This window comes from Pseudomonas sp. Mb7 (assembly GCF_054790525.1).
This window is the reverse complement of the sequence record NZ_CP186501.1, coordinates 5,869,983-5,887,300: the sequence shown is the minus strand read 5'-3', so window position 1 is coordinate 5,887,300 and position 17,318 is coordinate 5,869,983. Positions and strand designations below refer to the sequence as shown.

The following is a 17,318-nucleotide window of genomic DNA, read 5'->3' as shown; positions in this document are numbered from 1 at the left end:
CCTCCGGGAGAGGGCTGGGGTGAGGGGCAAGCCTCACCACCGACCTGACAGGCAATCACCCCTGCCACTTGCCACCCTCGACAATCACGCTCTCAGGTTTGGTGTCATCACTCAGCTCTTTACGCACATATTGGTCGTACAGCTTGAGCAGATACTTCTCCTCACCCAGCTTGGTCAGCTCGGTATTCACCCAGTCACGCAGCTCGATATTGCCCTTCTTCACCGCTGGCGCAATCGGTGCTTCGGCGCCAAGTTTTTCATCCAGCACGCGATAGCCCGGGTTCTGCTTGGCCCAGCTGAACAACACCAGATTGTCCTGTGCGTACGCATCGCCACGACCATTGGCCAGAGCTTGCAGCGACTCGGAGTTTTTCTCGAACTTGAGCAATTTCCAGTCCGGGTGATTCTTGGTCAGCCAGATATCAGCAGTCGTGCCCGTAGTGACGATGGTAGTGCGGGTCGCCAGATCATCGAGGTTTTTCACCGCGCTGCTTTGCGGCACCAGCGCCTGCACCGCGACCTTGAGATTCGGGTTAGTAAACTCCACCGCTTCCTTACGCTCAGGGGTCACAGTCATGTTGGCGAGGATCAGGTCGACCTTGTCGCTTTGCAGGAAAGGGATGCGACTCGCCGGCTCGACGGCGACGAACTCGACCTTGTTTTCATCGCCAAGCAGATCCTTGGCGAAACGGCGGCCGATGTCGGTATCGAAACCGACGTAGCGCCCCGCTTCGTCGACAAAACCGAATGGTGGTTTATCGGTGAAGACACCGACAATCAACTTGTCGCGAGCCTTGATCTTCTCCAGGTAACCAGCCGGCGCGGTGCTTTCGCTGGCGACTTTCGGCTTTGGCGGTTCTTCGGTCTTGCTGCAACCGGCAAGTAAGGCGAGGCTCAGTAGGGGCAGTAAAAAAGCGGCAGTTTTCATAACAGTTCCAGTTCCTTTGTCGGATTCGTTTTTGGCAGTGTTGCCACGAAGGAGAACTTCTCCAGAAACTGCTGCGCGCGTGCGGTTTGCGGGTTCGTAAAGAAAATCTCGGGCGGGTTCTGTTCAAGGATGCGCCCGGCATCCATGAACACGATGCGATCGGCCACCGCGCGAGCGAAGGCCATTTCATGGGTGACGATCAACAGGGTCATGCCTTCGCGGGCCAGGCCCTGAATGACCTGCAAAACTTCCTTGACCATTTCCGGGTCGAGGGCGGCGGTGACTTCGTCGAAGAGCATCACCCGTGGGTTCATGCACAGCGAGCGGACGATGGCGATGCGTTGCTGCTGGCCGCCAGAGAGCTGACGCGGGAAGGCATCGCGCTTGTCCGCCAGGCCAACGCGTTCGAGCAGCGCTTCGGCTTGCTGCTGCGCTTCGCGGCGCTGACGTTTTTGCACCTTCAGCGGACCGAGCAGCAAATTGTCGAGCACACTCATGTGCGGGAACAGGTGATAACTCTGGAACACCATGCCGATCTGCTGGCGGATCTCGCGCCAGTCGGTGGACTTGTCCAGCAGCTCGCGGCCGACAAATTTCAGGCTGCCGCTGTGGGCTTCCTCCAGACCATTGAGGCAACGCAGCAAGGTGCTTTTGCCGCAACCGCTGGGGCCGAGGATGACGATCACTTCGCCACTCTGCACTTGCAGGTCGATGCCGTTGAGCACCTGCTGCTCGCCGTAGAATTTGTTGAAACCGTGAAACTCGATCAATGCGCTCATGCTTGCGTCCAGCGCCGCTCCAGCACGCGCGAAGCGGCCGAGAGCGGGTAGCAGATAAAAAAGAAAAACAGGAACAGCGCGCCGTAGATCAGCACCGATTCGTAAGTGCGCTCGATGATCTGCTGGCCGACCTTGATCACATCGACCACACCGATCAGTACCGCCAATGAGCTGGTCTTGATGATCCGCGTATAGACGTTGATGGTCGGCGGCGTCATGCGCTTCAACGCTTGCGGCAGCAGTACGTAGCCATAAAGTTGTGCGGCGTTTAGGCCGATCGACAGCCCCGCTTCACGCTGCCCGCGCGGCAACGAATGCAGCGCACCGCGCGCCACTTCGCCCACCTCGCTGGCGCCCCACAGCGACAGCACCAGCACCGCGCACCAGAAACTTGGCAGGCTCAGTCCGAAGAAAATCGGCAAGCCGAAGAACAACAGGTACAACCAGACCAGCACCGGAATCGCCCGGAACAACTCCAGATAGACCCGCAGGATCGCGTTCAGCCACCTCACGTTGAGCGTTCGCAGCACACCGTAGAGCACGCCGCCGACAGTGCTGATGGCGATGCTCAGGAACGAGATCGACAAAGTTTGCCCGGCGCCTTTGGCCAGTTGCGGCAACGACACCCAGAGCAGTTCAAGACCCGAACTGGCCATGCTGGAGCCTCCTTTCCAGACGGCTGAGCAGCAGCGACAGCGGCAAGAACAGCAGCACGCAGATCAGCGTCAGCACGGCGAGCATTTCGTAGGTTTTGTAGTAGAGCGCGATGTAGCTCTTGGTGGTGTAGAGGATTTCCGGCACGGCCACCGCCGAAACCACGGTGGTTTCCTTGAGCAGGAAAATGAAATTGGCGAACAACGACGGCAGGCTGAGAATCCCCGCTTGCGGCAGGATCACGTAGCGCAGCAACTGGCCATGGGACAGGCCGATTGAGCGCCCTGATTCCAGTTGCGCTTGGGGCACCGCATCGACGCCGGCGCGCAGCACTTCGGTGAGGTAAGCGCCGCCGAGAAAGGTCATGGTGATGATCGCGGCAGTGAAACCAGAGACTTTGATCCCCAACGCCGGCAAGGCGAAGTAGACGAAGAACAACTGAATCAGCAACGGCGTGTTGCGTGCCAGCTCCACATACAGGCTCACCAGTCTTTGCAGGTACGGCGTGCGGAACACCAGAATCGTCGCGTTGAGCAGCGCCACCAGCAGCGAGGTGCCAATGGCGATAAAACCGACCTGCAGCGTCACACCCACGGCTTTGAGAAACGCCGGCAGGGTGCTGAGGATGAATGCGTAATCGAAAGTCATGAAGCGTCCTGACGCCGCTCGGTAAGCGACGGTGGTGCAGTCCATGGACAGCGGGTGGCTGTCCGGCAGACACCGACTTTATAGGTATAAAAACAAGAATTTAAATACCGTTAAAGCATATTGATATCACCCAAAAAACTATCTTGTGGGTTTGCCGGGAAGGAATAAGAAGGCTATTTTTCTTTGCGCTGTAGGAAGGATCTTTTTTTCATGAAAGCCCTCCAAGGACGAACAGCTTTTGGCCAGACTCCCCCGGCCAACCTCATAACAAGGAAGAGAACATGGACGTAAAAGTGCCGCAGCGACTGGATCCGCAGGAGATTGTGAAATTGTTGGTGGCGTTGAGGCGGGCGTTGAAGGCTGCAGCGTAAGTCAAAAGCCCCTCATCGGAACGCCGCCCGCCCAGCCCTCTCCCCCGAGGGAGAGGGGGCCGACCGAGGTGTCTGGCGTCATACATCGACCTGAAAGACCGAGTCGATTATGGATTCGGCAGAGATCTTTCACATCGGCGTACCTCTACAGCATCCCCCCAATCAGTCCCCTCTCCCTCTGGGCGGTCCGACGTTTCGGGAGGGCTAGGGTGAGGGGCTTTTCAACGCACACACAAAAACGCCGATGCCCATCACTGGCCATCGGCGTTTTCACACCTTGAAGGGGGTGGTTCAAGCGTCAGATCAGAACGCCGGCAGTACCGCGCCGTTGTACTTCTTCTCGATGAACGCTTTGACTTCCGGGCTGGTCAGGGCTTTGGCCAGTTTCTGGATCGCGTCGCTGTTCTTGTTGTCCTCACGGGCCACCAGGAAGTTCACGTACGGCGAATCAGCACCTTCAATCACCAGCGCATCTTTCTGCGGGTTCAACTTGGCTTCCAGCGCGTAGTTGGTGTTGATCATGTCCAGATCAACTTCTTTCAGAACGCGTGGCAGCAGGGCCGACTCCAGTTCCTTGAACTTGAAGTTGTGCGGGTTCTTGGCGATGTCTTTTGGCGTTGCCAGAGCGTTCTTCGGGTCTTTCAGCTCGATCAGGCCAGCCTTCTGCAGCAGGATCAGTGCGCGGCCGCTGTTGCTACCTTCGTTCGGGATGGCGATGGTGGCGCCGTCCGGCAGTTCAGCCAGGGTCTTGTACTTGCTCGAGTAACCACCGAACGGTTCAACGTGCACGCCCTGCACGGTCACCAGGTACTTGGACTTGTCGTCCTTGTATTTGCCCTGGTTGAAGCTGTTCAGGTACGGCAGGGTTTGGAAGTAGTTGGCGTCCAGACGCTTCTCGCCAACCTGTACGTTCGGCTGAACGTAGTCGGTGAACACTTTGATTTCCAGATCCACGCCTTCTTTGGCCAAGGTCGGTTTAATCAGCTCAAGGATTTCAGCGTGCGGAACCGGGGTCGCGGCAACCACCAGTTTTTCGCCAGCATTGGCCAGGGAAGCAGTCAAAGCAGCCGCCAATGCGGTAAACAACAGAACCTTTTTCATGCAGTGTCCTTATCGAAAATCACGGTCGTCATCGACGACGGCATTAATACGTGTGCCAGTGAAGTGATATCGCTGGCGTGGGGCGGACAATACCGGGATTTTTTATTCCCGGACAATAACGTTTATTCAGCTTCATATTCCATTTTGTTCATGTTGAACGAAACGGTTACAACCCCTCACTCAAACGAATCAGCAAATCTTTCAATGCCTTACGCTCGGCGACGCTGCCGCCGATGTTGACTTGTGCAACCAGCCGTTCGATCTGAAGCTGCGGCCCAGACGCTTCGGGCAGATTCAGGTGCTCCGGAAGAATCTCGTCGCCCGTGCTCACCAGCAACGCAAAATGAATGACGTTTTCCAGCTCGCGGGTGTTGCCCGGCCAACTGTGTTGTTCGAGCACGTGCTGCGCCGCTTCGCTGATCAGCGGTACGGGAAGGTCGAGACGCTGGCTGTAGATACCGAGGAAATACTCGGCCAGCGACAGGATATCGCCGGTACGCGCACGTAACGCCGGCAATTCGAGGTGGCCCTCGCTGAGGTAGTGATAAAGGCGCTCGTGGAATTTCCCGGCGTCCACCGCTTGCGCCAGATCGATGCTGGTGGCCGCGACCAGCCGCACATCCACCGGACTCGGCTGATGCGCACCGACACGGGTGACTTCGTGATTCTCCAGGGCAGCGAGCAATTTGATTTGAATCGGCAGCGGCAGATCGCCGATTTCATCCAGATACAAGGTGCCGCCGTTGGCCGAACCGAACCAGCCTGCACGGCTGCTGGCCGAGCCGCTGTAACTGCCGGCAGCGTAGCCGAACAGCTCGGCATCAGCGTAGGTCGGGCTGATCGCCCCGCAATTGACCGAAACGAACAGACCGCTGCGGTCACTGGCGCGATGGATGTGCCGGGCGAGCAGTTCTTTACCCGTACCGGTCTCGCCACGGATCAATACCGAAGTTGAGCGCGGCGCCAGTTGCTCTAGCTCCTCACGCAGTTGACGCGAGCGCGGATCGACGAACACCAGCGCCTTGGCGCGAATGCTCAGGGGGCTTTTTTCCGCATCGGGAAAGGTCAGCAACGGCTGACCGAAGGTTTCGAAACTCATGGCAGGCTCCCGCCCAAAACCGCCGGCAGACGGGGGCGTTGAAAGAAAAAAGGTCAGGCGCGGCGGCGGGCGTGGTGTTCCATACGGTTTTGCAGGCGATAGAGATAAGCAAAACCCTGCTCCCAACGCTGATGCCCGGACTTGACGTTGATGTGTCCGGCACCGGCGAGAATTCCCGCCTCGGCACCCCAGTTGCGCGCCAGCTCCAGTGCGCGCGGCGCACTCACGGCGGCGTCGTTGTCGGAGCTGACGACCTGGCTCGGAAACGGCAGCAGATCAGTCGGAATCGGCGCGAAATTGCGCAGCGCCGGTGCACACGCCGGACGCTCGACATCTGCCGGCGCGACCAACAAGGCGCCACGCACCTGACGCAGGTATTGCAGCGGCGCAGTGGCTGCCCAATGGGCAACGGTGATGCAGCCGAGGCTGTGGGCGATAAGAATGACAGGCGTGCTGTCAGCGGCAATCGCCTCGGCCAGTGCCGCCACCCAGTCTTCACGACGCGGCGTCAGCCAGTCGGCCTGCTCGACCCGCGCGCTGTTCGGCAGGCTGTTCTGCCAGTGGCTTTGCCAATGATCTTCTGGCGATCCTTGCCAGCCCGGCACAATCAGGTAGCGGATTGATTCGTTGCGCATGGGGAGCTCTCCTGCGTCGTGTCTGTTCCTGGACGAGTATAGGGAGGGGATTTATATTCGTTAAGGAATAAGAAGCTATTTATTAAGACCTGAATTGAATATGAGATGTGTGCATGGCTGGAAATCTTTTCCCCCTCACCCCAGCCCTCTCCCCCACGGGGGGCGAGGGGGAAAGGGAGCCGATCTTCATGCCGTTCAAATCTTGAGTTCGGCTCGAAATCTCAGGTCGGCGTATCTCGAACAATCACCTCGGTCAGTCCCCTCTCCCTCTGGGAGAGGGCTCTGCTTTTAATGCCAGAAATAAAAAAGGGCCGCACCCTGCCAAGGAGACGGCCCCGGAAAAACGTTGAATCTGTTACCGCGCAGTAATCACCGACAGCTTGGTAATCCCCGCGCGTTCAATCGAAGCCATCGCTCGCGCCACTTCGCCGTAGTTCACCCCGTCATCGGCCTGCAATTGCACGCGCACTTCCGGGTCCTTGGCCTTGGCCGACTTGAGGTTGAATTCGAGCAAGTCAGGCTGAATCTCGTCCTTGTTGATAAACAGCTTGCCGGCGCCATCGATGCTCACCACCAGCGGGTCCTTCTGCTCGACCGGCGCCACCGCTTCGGTCTTCGGCAGGTTGATCGGAATCGCGTTGGTCAGCAGCGGCGCTGTGACGATAAACACCACCAGCAGCACCAGCATCACGTCCACCAGCGGGGTCACGTTGATCTCGCTGAGTACCTCATCACTGTCTTGCGTGGAGAAGGCCATATCAGGACGCCTCCTTCACTTTTGCTGCGTTGCCCGGCGTTGCGACCTTGTGCGCCGTCGGGTGGATCAACACGCGGAACGCACTCTTCTGCGCCAGGCTGTAGAAGTCGTGGGCGAAGTCATCCAGATCCGCCGCCGTCAGTTTCAACCGACGCAAAAAGTAGTTGTAAACCAGCACCGCCGGCACCGCGACGGCGATCCCCACACCCGTGGCGACCAATGCTGCACCAATCGGCCCGGCGACCGTTTCCAGGCTCGCCGAACCTGCGGCGCTGATGCCTTTCAACGCTTCCATGATTCCCCACACCGTGCCGAACAAACCAATGAACGGCGACGTACTGCCAATACTCGCGACCACCGCCAGGCCCGTTTCCAGCGAACGGCGTTCGCGAACGATCTGCTGACGCAATGCGCGCTCGAGGCGATCCTGATGGTTGATCGCCTGGCTCAAATCATTGGCCTGTGGCGTCTCGCCCACCTGAATCGCCGCGTAACCGGCCTGTGCCACCCGCGCTGCAGCGCCGGGATGGGTCTCGCTCAATTCAGCGGCTGAATCGAGACTCGACGCCGCCCAGAAACGCTTATGAAAACGCCGATCCTGCGCCTTCAGCCGCCCGAACTGCACAGCCTTGAGCAGTGCCAGGCCCCAGGTAGCGACGGAAAAAACCACCAGCAGCCAGATCACCGCGCTTTCGATGGATTCCAGTGGAGATGCCAGTAACGTCATGATGATTCCCTCGTGTAAACGTTTCGCGCGAATTTGGTTTCGGTTTAATGAATCTTGAAATCGATGGGCACGCTGACCCAGCCGTCCTGGGCGACATCACCCTGCTTGGCCGGGACGAAACTCCAACGTTTGACGGCGTTCAGCGCCGCGTCGTCGAGCTGTTGCCGGCCACTGCTTTTGGCTATCTGGATCTCACCCGGTTTGCCGCTGGCCAACACATGCACACGCAGCAACACCGTGCCTTCCCAACCGCGACGCTGAGCCAGCGACGGGTATTCCGGTGCCGGGTTTTTCAGGTATGCGGCGTTCGCTGAGGCCGGGGTTACCGGTGCCGGCGCGGGGGGAGCAGGTGGCGCTGGCGCTGCAACCGGGGCTGCCGGTTGTGGCGGCGCGGGTGGTTGCTCGACGGCTTTCGGCGCTGGCTTGGGGGCCTGTTTAATCACCGGTTTGGGTTTCGAAACGGGTTTTGGCGGCGGTGGTTTTACCGCCAGTTCGTCTTCTACCGGCGGCGGTGGCTCAACCACAGGCGCAGGTGGGGGCAGCTCGACAACCGGTGGTGCTGGTGGTGCCGGGCGCGAGAATTCGATAGTCATCGGCGGAATTTCCGGCGGCACGATCGGCAGCACCGGCGTCGGCTTCTGGCTGATCCAGTAGATCACCGCGCCATGCACCACCAATGCGAGCACGCCGAGCAGAAGGATTTCGCGCCGACTCAAAATACCTTTGGGCGCACGCTGCAAACGCAGCTGTCCCAACGGCACACGATGCGGCCGGCCGAGATCGACCAACTCGCCACCCGGCGTCTGACGCCACAGCAATTCCTCTGCGCTGGCGGCGGTCTGGACATTGCCCATTGATTCACTCCCTGCGGTCTTTTTGCGTTCTCTACAAAAACTGCCGATCAACCGTTTGTTGAATCCCCCACGGCGAATCGATGGATGAATCATTGGGCTTGGCGCTTATCTCCGAAAGTAATCTTTAACGTTATGCATAGGCCTTTATGGAATATGAAAAATGATCAATTCCGCCAAAGCCGCGTGCTACGCGGGCTGCAGCGATGCATGAAAAAATGCATGCTTTTCAGGCATTAAAAGTATTCATGCAACGCATCAAATTCACCTGACCCGGTTTTGCAGGACGACTAATACCAAGTAGATAGTTGATTATTATTTTCTAAAAACAAAAAAAGGCCGGGCACTTTCGTGCGCCGGCCTTTTTGTTCAATCAGCTTTTATTGCTTGACGAACTCCCCTGCCACGCCAACAACATCACCATCAAAGTTTGTGCGCGAACCAACCGCACGAACTTTTGAATAATTGTGATCCGGCGAGAACAATGTCCAGGACTGATAACCAGTGCCGTCATTCAGAGCCGTGAACGTGATGATCGTAGGCTGCCCGGTGCTGTTCTGGAAATGGTAGTGCCCGTAAGCAATGTCGTAATTCACGCCGTTCTGACTGAATTTACCGCTGAAGGTGCCGTTGGAATCGTTGCCATCGGTAATCGTCAGTTTGGCGCCAGCGTTAGCGTTTACATAATTGCCATTAATGCTCGACATAACGAGATTTCCTTTATCGTTGGATAAGTGTCTTCCGATGAGAGCAAGTTTCCTCCTGGAAACTCACGACAGTCAGAATGGTTGCACATTCAATTATTGTCCACGCGAGCTACTAACGAAATTGCAATAAGCACTATTCAACCCGCTCATAACTTATCGCCGTTCGATCGAGCATTAATTCCAATTCAACTAACGGCTGGCATTGGTTTGCTGCACACCGATAACTGGCGCATTAACGGCGGTCTCGGAGCGTGGTGTGTCCGTTGGCACCCAGTCATAACTCACAGGCAGCGCCCGATACACCCAGTTGCTGATCGCGTCGCTGCCCGGCGCTTTGCCGAGATAGGGGCTGACGTACTCCCAGACGTTTTCACCGTTGGCCGTCACCTGGAAAAAACGTCCGTTCATGCCTTCGTCGATCAACGTGTTGCCATTGGGCAAACGCCGCGCGCTGCTGATGAACGAGCTGTAGAACGCCCACCCCGGCTGCTTCGAATTCGCCGCGCTGTACTGCCAGACGATCTGGTTTTTCAGCGGATCGATTTCCAATACGCGCGAACCGGAAATCAGCCCGAGGGTGACGTTCGGATAACCCGCCGCCCCCTGGTTATCGAATACCAGCAAATTGCCCGCGCCAGGCAATCCGGCCGGAATGATGTGGGCATCATGCTGACCGACAAACTGATCCACCGGACGCGGCAGTTTCTGCGCGGTTTTCGGGTTGATCAGCGGCAAATTCGGGCCAAGACGCCAGACCACTTTGCCGCTGTTTTTATCGATGATCGCGATGAAGTTGGCGTTGCGTGAATCGATCAGCAGGTTGTCCGGATTGAAGCGCTTGTCACCGGAATCGAACCACTTGTTCGGCCCGACCAGGCTGAGGTTGTTGATATGCAGGTAGTCCGGATTTTCACTGGCGCGCACCAGCTTCAACTGCTCGGCGGTGAAGCCGAATTCATTGAGATGCTCCGAGGCCAGCCACTGCCATTTCACCGCACCGTCGGGGCTGACTTCATAGATCGCATCATCGATCACCTCGGGCACTTTGAAGCCTTTGACCTTGTGCACCTTGTTCGCCAGCACCACGGTGTTGCCGTTGCTCAAACGGCGCTGATCATGATGCTGTTGCGCGGCGCCACCGGGCGCCTTGTCGCCCCACTGCCAGACGACTTTGCCATTCCAGTCCAGCTCGCCAACGCTCTGATTGCCCAGACCATTGCCGGCCGAACCGAGTTTGCCGGGATCCTTTTCACTCAATTGCAGCAGCACATGGCCGCGCTCACCGCCAACCAGTTTTGGGTCGATGATCGCCGACGGAAAACCTGCCTGTGGCCAGGTTTTCACCTCGTTGCCGTTCATGTCGATCAGGTGCGTCTGTTTGTCCGCGCCGCTGAAAATCACGTACTGATTGAAGGCCTTGTTCGGGTCATAACGGGTCACGCCGGTCGGGTAAACACTCGGTGCGGCGAAGGCGCCGGCACTGAGCACTGCGCCGGACAGCAACACCGGCAAAGCCGTTTTGATACGCAACATGATGCAGCTCCTTGAGTGACGAATCAGAAGTCGTAGCGACCGGTGACGCCGAGGGTGCGCGGTGTGCCGAGCAGGCCTTCATAGCCGCCGTTGCCGCCCGTCCACAGGGTCGTGTAGTAGGTTTTGTCGAAAGCGTTTTTCAACCACAGGGACACGTCCCACTGGCCCTGATTGAAATCGCCGCGCAGGCCGGTGGAAAAGTTGACCACGGCGTAACTCGGGATCTGTCCGTAGTCGGAATCCTCGACGGTACCGACGGCTTTCGAGCGAAACGCGTAGCTCGCGGTGACGTAAGGTTCGAAGCCGTTATCCAGATTCCATTTGTATTCGCCGTTGGCGTTGCCGATCCATTTCGAGGCGCCGACCACTTGATGGCCGCTGAGGTCGCAAGACGCTGGAGCACCCGGCGCCTGGCTGACTTCCGGCGGGCACGGGGCATCTTTGTACGAGAGGTAGCTGACGTCGTTGTAGGAGCCATTGATGTTCAGGGTCAGGCCGCGCAGCGGGATCACCGTGCTTTCGAACTCGACCCCGCGCGAGCGCACGGAACCGGCGTTAGTCAGGTACTGCACGCGATTTTCCGCGTCGTAGGCGTTGGTCTGGTAAGCGTTGACCTGAGTCCAGAAGACGTTGGCGTTGAGTTGCAGACGGTGGTCCCACAGCGTGCTCTTGAAGCCGAGTTCGGCGTTGTTCGCGCGTTCGGTGCCGATCAGCAGCGAATCGGCACCCGCTACCGGAGCGGAACCGACGGCGAGGTTGACCCCGCCGGATTTCTCGCCGTGGGATAACGTGGCGTAGCCGAGCACATCGTCGGTGATCCGGTAGCTGAGATTGAGCAGCCCGGAGGGACTGGAGCTGTACTGATTCAAGTCGCCGGAATCGTAAGCGCCGGCACGACCGCGTCGCGCCGTGGCCGCAGCGCCCGTTACGGCAGCGCCACCAATCGGCGCATCGCGCGTGACCCAAGCGGATTTCTCTTCATAAGTGCCACGCACCCCGGCAGTGAAATCCAGCCGTTCGGTGAGGTGCCAGGTGCCTTGGGCGAACAATGCAAAACTGTCGGTCTTGATATGGCCGTTGCCGACACTGGTGACGTTGGCCAGCGCACCGGGCGCCGTACCATTCCAGATATCGGCTTGCGGGCCGTAATGGGCGAAGGATTTATTGTCCAGATCCGAGCCGAAGTAGTACGCGCCTACGACGTAATCGAAGAACTCACCCTTGGGCGAGGCCAGGCGAAATTCCTGCGAGTACTGTTTGTCCTCCACCGACACCCCGGCGTTGTAGCTCGCCGGCACGTTGAGGCCGTCGTCGTTGCGCGGAGTGAAATTCCAGAAGCGATAGGAGCTGATCGAAGTCAGCGTGAAGTCGCTCGGAAGCGTCCAGTTGGCTTCCACCGACGTGCCACCCTGATGCACGGTAACGTGCTGGTCGTTGTCCAGATTGACCTTGCGGTGTGAGCCGTTGACCAATGTTGCGCCGGCCGCGTTGGCGCGCGACTGATAGAGATTGACGCCATTGATGGTCGGCCCGGTGTTGTAGAGCACGCGGGTGCCGGCGCTGGAATCCTCCTCGTTGTAGTCACCGATCCAGCGCAGATTGAAATCTTCATTGGGCTTGAACAGCAGTTGCGCGCGGAAGCCCTCGCGCGAGCCGCCATTCAAATCATGGCCGTCGTATTCGTTTTTGATATCACCGTCACTGCGTGTGCGATAGGCCGAAAAACGCCCAGCCAATTGATCGTTGAGCGGGCCGGAAATGGTGCCCTTGGTCTGGAAATAACCGTCCTCGCCGACCGAGGTTTCGATGCTGCGCTCAGGGGTGAAGGTTGGCGCGCGGGTGCTGATGTTGATCACCCCGGCGGTGGTGTTTTTGCCGAACAACGTGCCCTGCGGCCCACGCAAGACTTCGAGCTGTTCGATATCCATCAGGTCAAACACCGCCATCCCCGGGCGGCCCAGATAGACGTTGTCGATGTACAGGCCAACGCTGCCTTCCAGGCCATCGCTGGCCGGGTTATTACCGAGGCCGCGGATCGATACGCTGGACTGCCGTGCGTGCATGTAGGCGACGTTGACGCTGGGCACCAGTTGCTGCAAATCCTGAATCCGGTAGACCCGCTGCGTCTCCAGATTCTGCCCGCTGACCACGCTCATTGGCGTTGGTACATCTTGCGAGCTTTCTTCGCGGCGGCGGGTGGTGACGGTCACGGTTTCCAGTTGCGAACTGTTGGCGGCAGGCTTGCCGGCCGGCACCGGCGCCGGGGTTTCGGAGTCGGCGGCGTAACCGTGAGTCCAGCTCGCGCTCCCTGCCAGCAACAGGGCCAGAGGCAGGCGTTTGAGCCGTCGTGGCGTTAGGGGTGACGCAAGGTTCAACGGACTCATGGCGCGGCTCCTGGTCAAAAAACACACAGACATCTTTAGCGCTGCATATTCTTTTAAGTTATTTATTTATGTATTTACAGATATTTACTGCATAAGAGATTGCCTTTATAAGGAGTCGACCTAATGCATATCCAATGCATTTCCCGGATATTTTTTATGTGAAAAATGCATATCGACTTGCGTCAACTTCGTCACTTCATCGCCCTGGCTGAACAACGCAGCTTTGTGGCTGGCGCGCAGGCGGTGAACCTGTCGCAGTCGGCGTTCAGCCGCAGCATTCAGGCACTCGAGCACGGCGTTGGCTGTCAGTTGGTCGATCGCGGACGCAAGGAATTGCCGCCGACCAAACAGGGCCAGGTATTGCTCGAACACGCGCGGCGACTGGTCAGTGGCGCGCAGCAGATGGCCAACGAGATCAGTCAGTTCAATGGGCTGGAGGCGGGGGAATTACGCTTCGGTTGTGGGCCGGCGCCAGCGGCGGGTTTGATCCCTCGGGCGATTGGCAGCTTCATCGGCCGCTATCCGAAAGCGCGGGTGCAGTTTCAGGTCGATGACTGGCAGAGCCTGAGCAAGCGACTGATGAGCGAGGAGTTCGAGTTCTTTGTCGCGGACACACGCTACTTCGAGGCGGATCCGGATTATCTGACGCACCGCTTGCGGCCGCGTAAATGGCATTTCTGTTGCCGTGCGGGGCATCCGCTGGCGGGTTTCGATAAGGTCAGCGCCGAGCAATTGATGAGCTATCCGCTGGCTGTGAGCATTCGCCCGCCGAACTTGCGCAAGGTCATCGTTGACCTCAGTGGGCGGCCGGATTTCACCCCGAATGTCGAATGTGAAAACAGTTCGAGTCTGCTCAGTGTGGTGCTGCGCTCGGATGCGATCGGGATTGTCGGGGCATATTCCGATGCGCTGCATCAAGCCAAGGGAGAGTTGGTGTGTTTGCGCATTGAAGGGTTGGCGGATGATCTTGAGGAGTTGTACACCCGCTATGGGATTGTCAGCCGCGCGGGGTATCGGTTGTCGCCGTTGGCCGAGGCAATGATCGAGCAGATAAAAGAGATTGATCAGCAGGATGAGGAGGTTTGCTCGCTGCAGAATCTCGCTGTCTGATCCAGCGCTATCGCTGGCAAGCCAGCTCCCACATGATTCGCGCCGAGCACAAACCATGTGAACACCCCTAATACTTGTGGGAGCTGGCTTGCCAGCGATAGCGGCAGTGCAGGCGCCGATGCATTTCCTGCATAAAACCCATTCCCCAAATGCACTTGCCGAACACCCCCACCGAAAGCGAAAACCCTCGCCTGTCCCATTGACCGGTGAACCCCATGCCCACCCCGCCAAACACCGTGCACAACGTGCTGTACATCATGTGCGATCAACTGCGCCGCGATTACCTGTCCTGCTACGGCCATCCGCATCTGCACACACCGAATATCGATCGCCTCGCCGCTGCCGGCGTGCGTTTCAGCCGCGCCTACACCCAAGGCACGATTTGCGGCCCGTCGCGGATGTCGGCCTACACCGGACGCTATGTCAGCAGCCATCAAGTGGCGTGGAACGCCGTGCCGTTGCCGCTGGAAGAACTGACCATCGGCGATTACCTGCGCCCGCACGGCATTCGTACTGCGCTGGTCGGCAAGACCCACGCCACGGCGAATGTCGATGCCTTGCAACGCCTGGCAATCAATCCCGAAAGCGAACAGGCCGAAATCCTCAACGAAGTCGGTTTCGAACCTTACATGCGCCACGACGGCATCTACCCCGACGACCCGCTGTTCGACGACAAACGCGAATCCGCGCCCTACACCCATTACCTGCGCGAGCAGGGTTTCGACGGCAAAAACCCCTGGCACGACTGGGCCAACGCCGCCGAAGGCGAGCACGGTGAAATCCTCAGCGGCTGGCAAATGCGTCATTCGAATTTGCCAGCACGAATTCCCGAGCAACACTCAGAGACTGTCTACACTACAAATCGAGCCATCGACTTCATCACCGAGCAAGGCGAGAAATCGTGGTGTTTACACCTTTCCTATATCAAACCGCACTGGCCCTACATCGTACCAGCGCCGTACCACGCCTTGTACAGTACGAAATCGATTCTCGAAGCGATCCGCGCGACACCCTCCGAAGCCAGCAAACACCCCGTATACACTGCCTTTCGCCAGCATGAGGAAAGCCTCAACTTTTCCCGCGATTCAGTACGATTGACTGTAATCCCTACGTACATGGGTCTGATCAAGCAGGTGGATGATCAACTCGGACGGCTGTTCGACTTTTTGCAGAGCAACGGTCGCTGGGATGACACATTGATCGTGTTCACCAGCGATCACGGCGACTTTCTCGGTGATCACTGGTTGGGCGAGAAGGAGTTTTTGCTGGAGCAGGCGGTGGGCGTGCCGTTGATCGTGCGTGATCCTCGGGCGGCGGCGGATGTCACGCGCGGCACGGTGGAAGATCGACTGGCGGAAACCATCGATGCATTGCCGACCTTTCTTGAAGCACTGGGATTGCCGGGGGCGGAGCATCGGCTTGAAGGGCGTTCGTTAATCCCGCTTCTGCACGGCGAAAATCCGCACTGGCGCCGCTATGCAATCAGCGAATACGACTATGCCTTCCAGGCGCCGGCGCGGGAGCGTCTGGGCCAGCCGATCGATCGTTGCCGGATGACCATGGTGCGCAGCGAGCGCTGGAAATACCTGGCGTACGACGGCTTTCGGCCGCAGCTGTTTGATCTGTTGAATGATCCGCAGGAGTTGCGGGATTTGGGCGAGGATCCGGCGTATGCGGCGGTGCGCGAGGAGCATGCAGGGTATTTGTTTGAGTGGGTGCGGGGGTTGAAGCGGCGCACGACCATCAGTCATCAGGAAATTGATTTGCGCGGGCAGCGGTTTCGTTATGGTGAGCCGGAGTCGGAGAAGGTTGTTCAGATTGGTGTCTGGTAGCGGGAAGAGCCCCTCACCCTAACCCTCTCCCAGAGGGAGAGGGGACTGAATGGGGGATATTTCAGAGGTACACCGACCTGATCCAGCTTCATCGAATCCATAATCGATAGGGTCTTTCAGGTCGATGCATAACGCGAGACAACTCGGTCGGCTCCCTCTCCCTCGGGGAGAGGGCTGGGCGGGCGGCGTTCCGATGAGGGGCTTTTGATCTTTAATCACGACCCTTGATGGTCTGGCTACGCTGCCCATTCGCGCCCACCGGCACTTCACCCTTCAACGTCACCCGACGCACCACCCGATCCTGCGTGCCGTAATCATCAATCGCATAATGCTGCGTCGAGCGGTTATCCCAGATCGCCACATCACCGGCCTTCCAGCGCCAGCGCACGATGTTTTCCTGGCGAATCACATGGCTCTGCAACAGCCCGAACAGATGCGCCGAATCCGCTTGCGAGTAACCCTTGATGCGTTTGACGAAATGCCCCAGCAGCAAGCTCTTCTCACCGCTGATCGGGTGCACGCGCACCACCGGATGCTCAGTCTCGTAAACGGTCGACGTGAAGACCTTGCGATAGCGCTCAAGCTTCTCCGCCGAGACGTCCGGCTTGGCGCTGGCGTAGTCATATTCGTTGCTGTGCACGGCGACCAGTTTGTCGGCCAGTTCACGCAGTTCGGTCGGCAAGCCGTTGTACGCCGTCGCGGTGTTGGCCCACAGGGTGTCGCCGCCGAATGCCGGCGCGACGACCGAGCGCAGGATCGAGGCTTTCGGGTAGGCGTCGACGAAAGTCACGTCGGTGTGCCAGGAGTTGGCGCGCTGGCCCTCGGCACCGTCCAGCTCCAGCAGATAACGCGTGCCTTCGCGCGACGGCACGGTAGGGTGCGCCACCGGCTCGCCGAGCAAATGGGCGAAGGCTTCCTGACGCTGATCATCGAGTTGGGTCTGCTCACGGAAGAACACGACTTTGTACTGAACCAGCGCCTGTTGAATGGCTTCGACGGTGGCGGCGCCCAGCTCACCGGACAGGTGCACGCCACGGATCTCGGCGCCGATACGACCGGCGACCGGATGAATCTCCAGCGCGTGGACAGCGGGTTTTACTGCGAGTGCGGCATTGCTCATGGGTAGACCCTCATCGACTGCTTACGGTTTTTAACGGCAGCGAAACAACGCTCTATCTATATTCCATTTACATCTAATAGAT

16 protein-coding genes are annotated in these 17,318 nt (G+C 58.5%); 2 read left to right on the top strand and 14 right to left on the bottom strand.

The window, feature by feature from the left end; genetic code table 11:
- Positions 1 to 55: 55 nt before the first annotated feature.
- From ACOYXH_RS26610 to ACOYXH_RS26550, 13 genes are all read right to left on the bottom strand, one after another.
- On the bottom strand, positions 56 to 928 hold the full coding sequence (locus ACOYXH_RS26610) for a transporter substrate-binding domain-containing protein (RefSeq protein ID WP_095047075.1): 873 nt from the start codon (positions 926 to 928) through the stop codon (positions 56 to 58).
- Positions 925 to 1,707, bottom strand: coding sequence for an amino acid ABC transporter ATP-binding protein (locus tag ACOYXH_RS26605; RefSeq protein ID WP_095047074.1), 783 nt, complete (start codon positions 1,705 to 1,707; stop codon positions 925 to 927). The genes ACOYXH_RS26610 and ACOYXH_RS26605 overlap by 4 nt, the downstream gene beginning before the upstream one ends.
- Positions 1,704 to 2,363: an amino acid ABC transporter permease gene (locus ACOYXH_RS26600; RefSeq protein ID WP_095047073.1), complete on the bottom strand. Its 660-nt coding sequence runs from the start codon at positions 2,361 to 2,363 to the stop codon at positions 1,704 to 1,706. The genes ACOYXH_RS26605 and ACOYXH_RS26600 overlap by 4 nt, the downstream gene beginning before the upstream one ends.
- Complete coding sequence (locus ACOYXH_RS26595) at positions 2,344 to 3,009, bottom strand: amino acid ABC transporter permease (RefSeq protein WP_095047072.1); 666 nt, start codon at positions 3,007 to 3,009, stop codon at positions 2,344 to 2,346. The genes ACOYXH_RS26600 and ACOYXH_RS26595 overlap by 20 nt, the downstream gene beginning before the upstream one ends.
- A 674-nt stretch (positions 3,010 to 3,683) precedes the next feature.
- Positions 3,684 to 4,481, bottom strand: coding sequence for a MetQ/NlpA family ABC transporter substrate-binding protein (locus tag ACOYXH_RS26590; RefSeq protein ID WP_007918708.1), 798 nt, complete (start codon positions 4,479 to 4,481; stop codon positions 3,684 to 3,686).
- A 166-nt stretch (positions 4,482 to 4,647) separates the two neighbouring features.
- Positions 4,648 to 5,580 (bottom strand): sigma 54-interacting transcriptional regulator, encoded by a 933-nt coding sequence (locus ACOYXH_RS26585; RefSeq protein WP_460410056.1) that lies wholly within the window; start codon positions 5,578 to 5,580, stop codon positions 4,648 to 4,650.
- A gap of 53 nt (positions 5,581 to 5,633) precedes the next feature.
- Positions 5,634 to 6,215 (bottom strand): alpha/beta hydrolase, encoded by a 582-nt coding sequence (locus ACOYXH_RS26580; RefSeq protein ID WP_095047070.1) that lies wholly within the window; start codon positions 6,213 to 6,215, stop codon positions 5,634 to 5,636.
- A gap of 355 nt (positions 6,216 to 6,570) precedes the next feature.
- Positions 6,571 to 6,972, bottom strand: coding sequence for an ExbD/TolR family protein (locus ACOYXH_RS26575; protein ID WP_003220570.1), 402 nt, complete (start codon positions 6,970 to 6,972; stop codon positions 6,571 to 6,573).
- 1 nt (position 6,973) lies between these two features.
- Positions 6,974 to 7,699: a MotA/TolQ/ExbB proton channel family protein gene (locus ACOYXH_RS26570; RefSeq protein WP_258709075.1), complete on the bottom strand. Its 726-nt coding sequence runs from the start codon at positions 7,697 to 7,699 to the stop codon at positions 6,974 to 6,976.
- 44 nt (positions 7,700 to 7,743) lie between these two features.
- Positions 7,744 to 8,553 carry an energy transducer TonB gene (locus ACOYXH_RS26565; protein WP_449123108.1) on the bottom strand — a complete coding sequence of 270 codons (810 nt, stop codon included), beginning with the start codon at positions 8,551 to 8,553 and terminating at the stop codon, positions 7,744 to 7,746.
- 377 nt (positions 8,554 to 8,930) lie between these two features.
- Positions 8,931 to 9,257, bottom strand: coding sequence for a hypothetical protein (locus ACOYXH_RS26560; protein ID WP_034151843.1), 327 nt, complete (start codon positions 9,255 to 9,257; stop codon positions 8,931 to 8,933).
- Positions 9,258 to 9,446: 189 nt separating this feature from the next.
- Positions 9,447 to 10,790, bottom strand: coding sequence for an aryl-sulfate sulfotransferase (locus ACOYXH_RS26555; RefSeq protein ID WP_460410055.1), 1,344 nt, complete (start codon positions 10,788 to 10,790; stop codon positions 9,447 to 9,449).
- A 23-nt stretch (positions 10,791 to 10,813) separates the two neighbouring features.
- A complete protein-coding gene (locus ACOYXH_RS26550) occupies positions 10,814 to 13,174 on the bottom strand; it encodes a TonB-dependent receptor (RefSeq protein ID WP_460410054.1) in 2,361 nt (786 codons plus the stop codon).
- Between the two features lie 165 nt (positions 13,175 to 13,339).
- Between ACOYXH_RS26550 and ACOYXH_RS26545 the strand changes: the two genes are divergently transcribed.
- Together ACOYXH_RS26545 and ACOYXH_RS26540 are read left to right on the top strand one after the other, a co-directional pair.
- Entirely contained in the window at positions 13,340 to 14,284 is a 945-nt protein-coding gene (locus ACOYXH_RS26545; protein WP_258709071.1) for a LysR family transcriptional regulator, read from the top strand.
- Between the two features lie 215 nt (positions 14,285 to 14,499).
- Complete coding sequence (locus ACOYXH_RS26540; protein WP_095047064.1) at positions 14,500 to 16,116, top strand: alkaline phosphatase family protein; 1,617 nt, start codon at positions 14,500 to 14,502, stop codon at positions 16,114 to 16,116.
- Positions 16,117 to 16,327: 211 nt separating this feature from the next.
- Here the strand turns inward: ACOYXH_RS26540 and ACOYXH_RS26535 are convergent, their stop codons facing one another.
- Positions 16,328 to 17,236 carry a TauD/TfdA dioxygenase family protein gene (locus tag ACOYXH_RS26535; protein ID WP_095047063.1) on the bottom strand — a complete coding sequence of 303 codons (909 nt, stop codon included), beginning with the start codon at positions 17,234 to 17,236 and terminating at the stop codon, positions 16,328 to 16,330.
- Between the last annotated feature and the right edge of the window lie 82 nt (positions 17,237 to 17,318).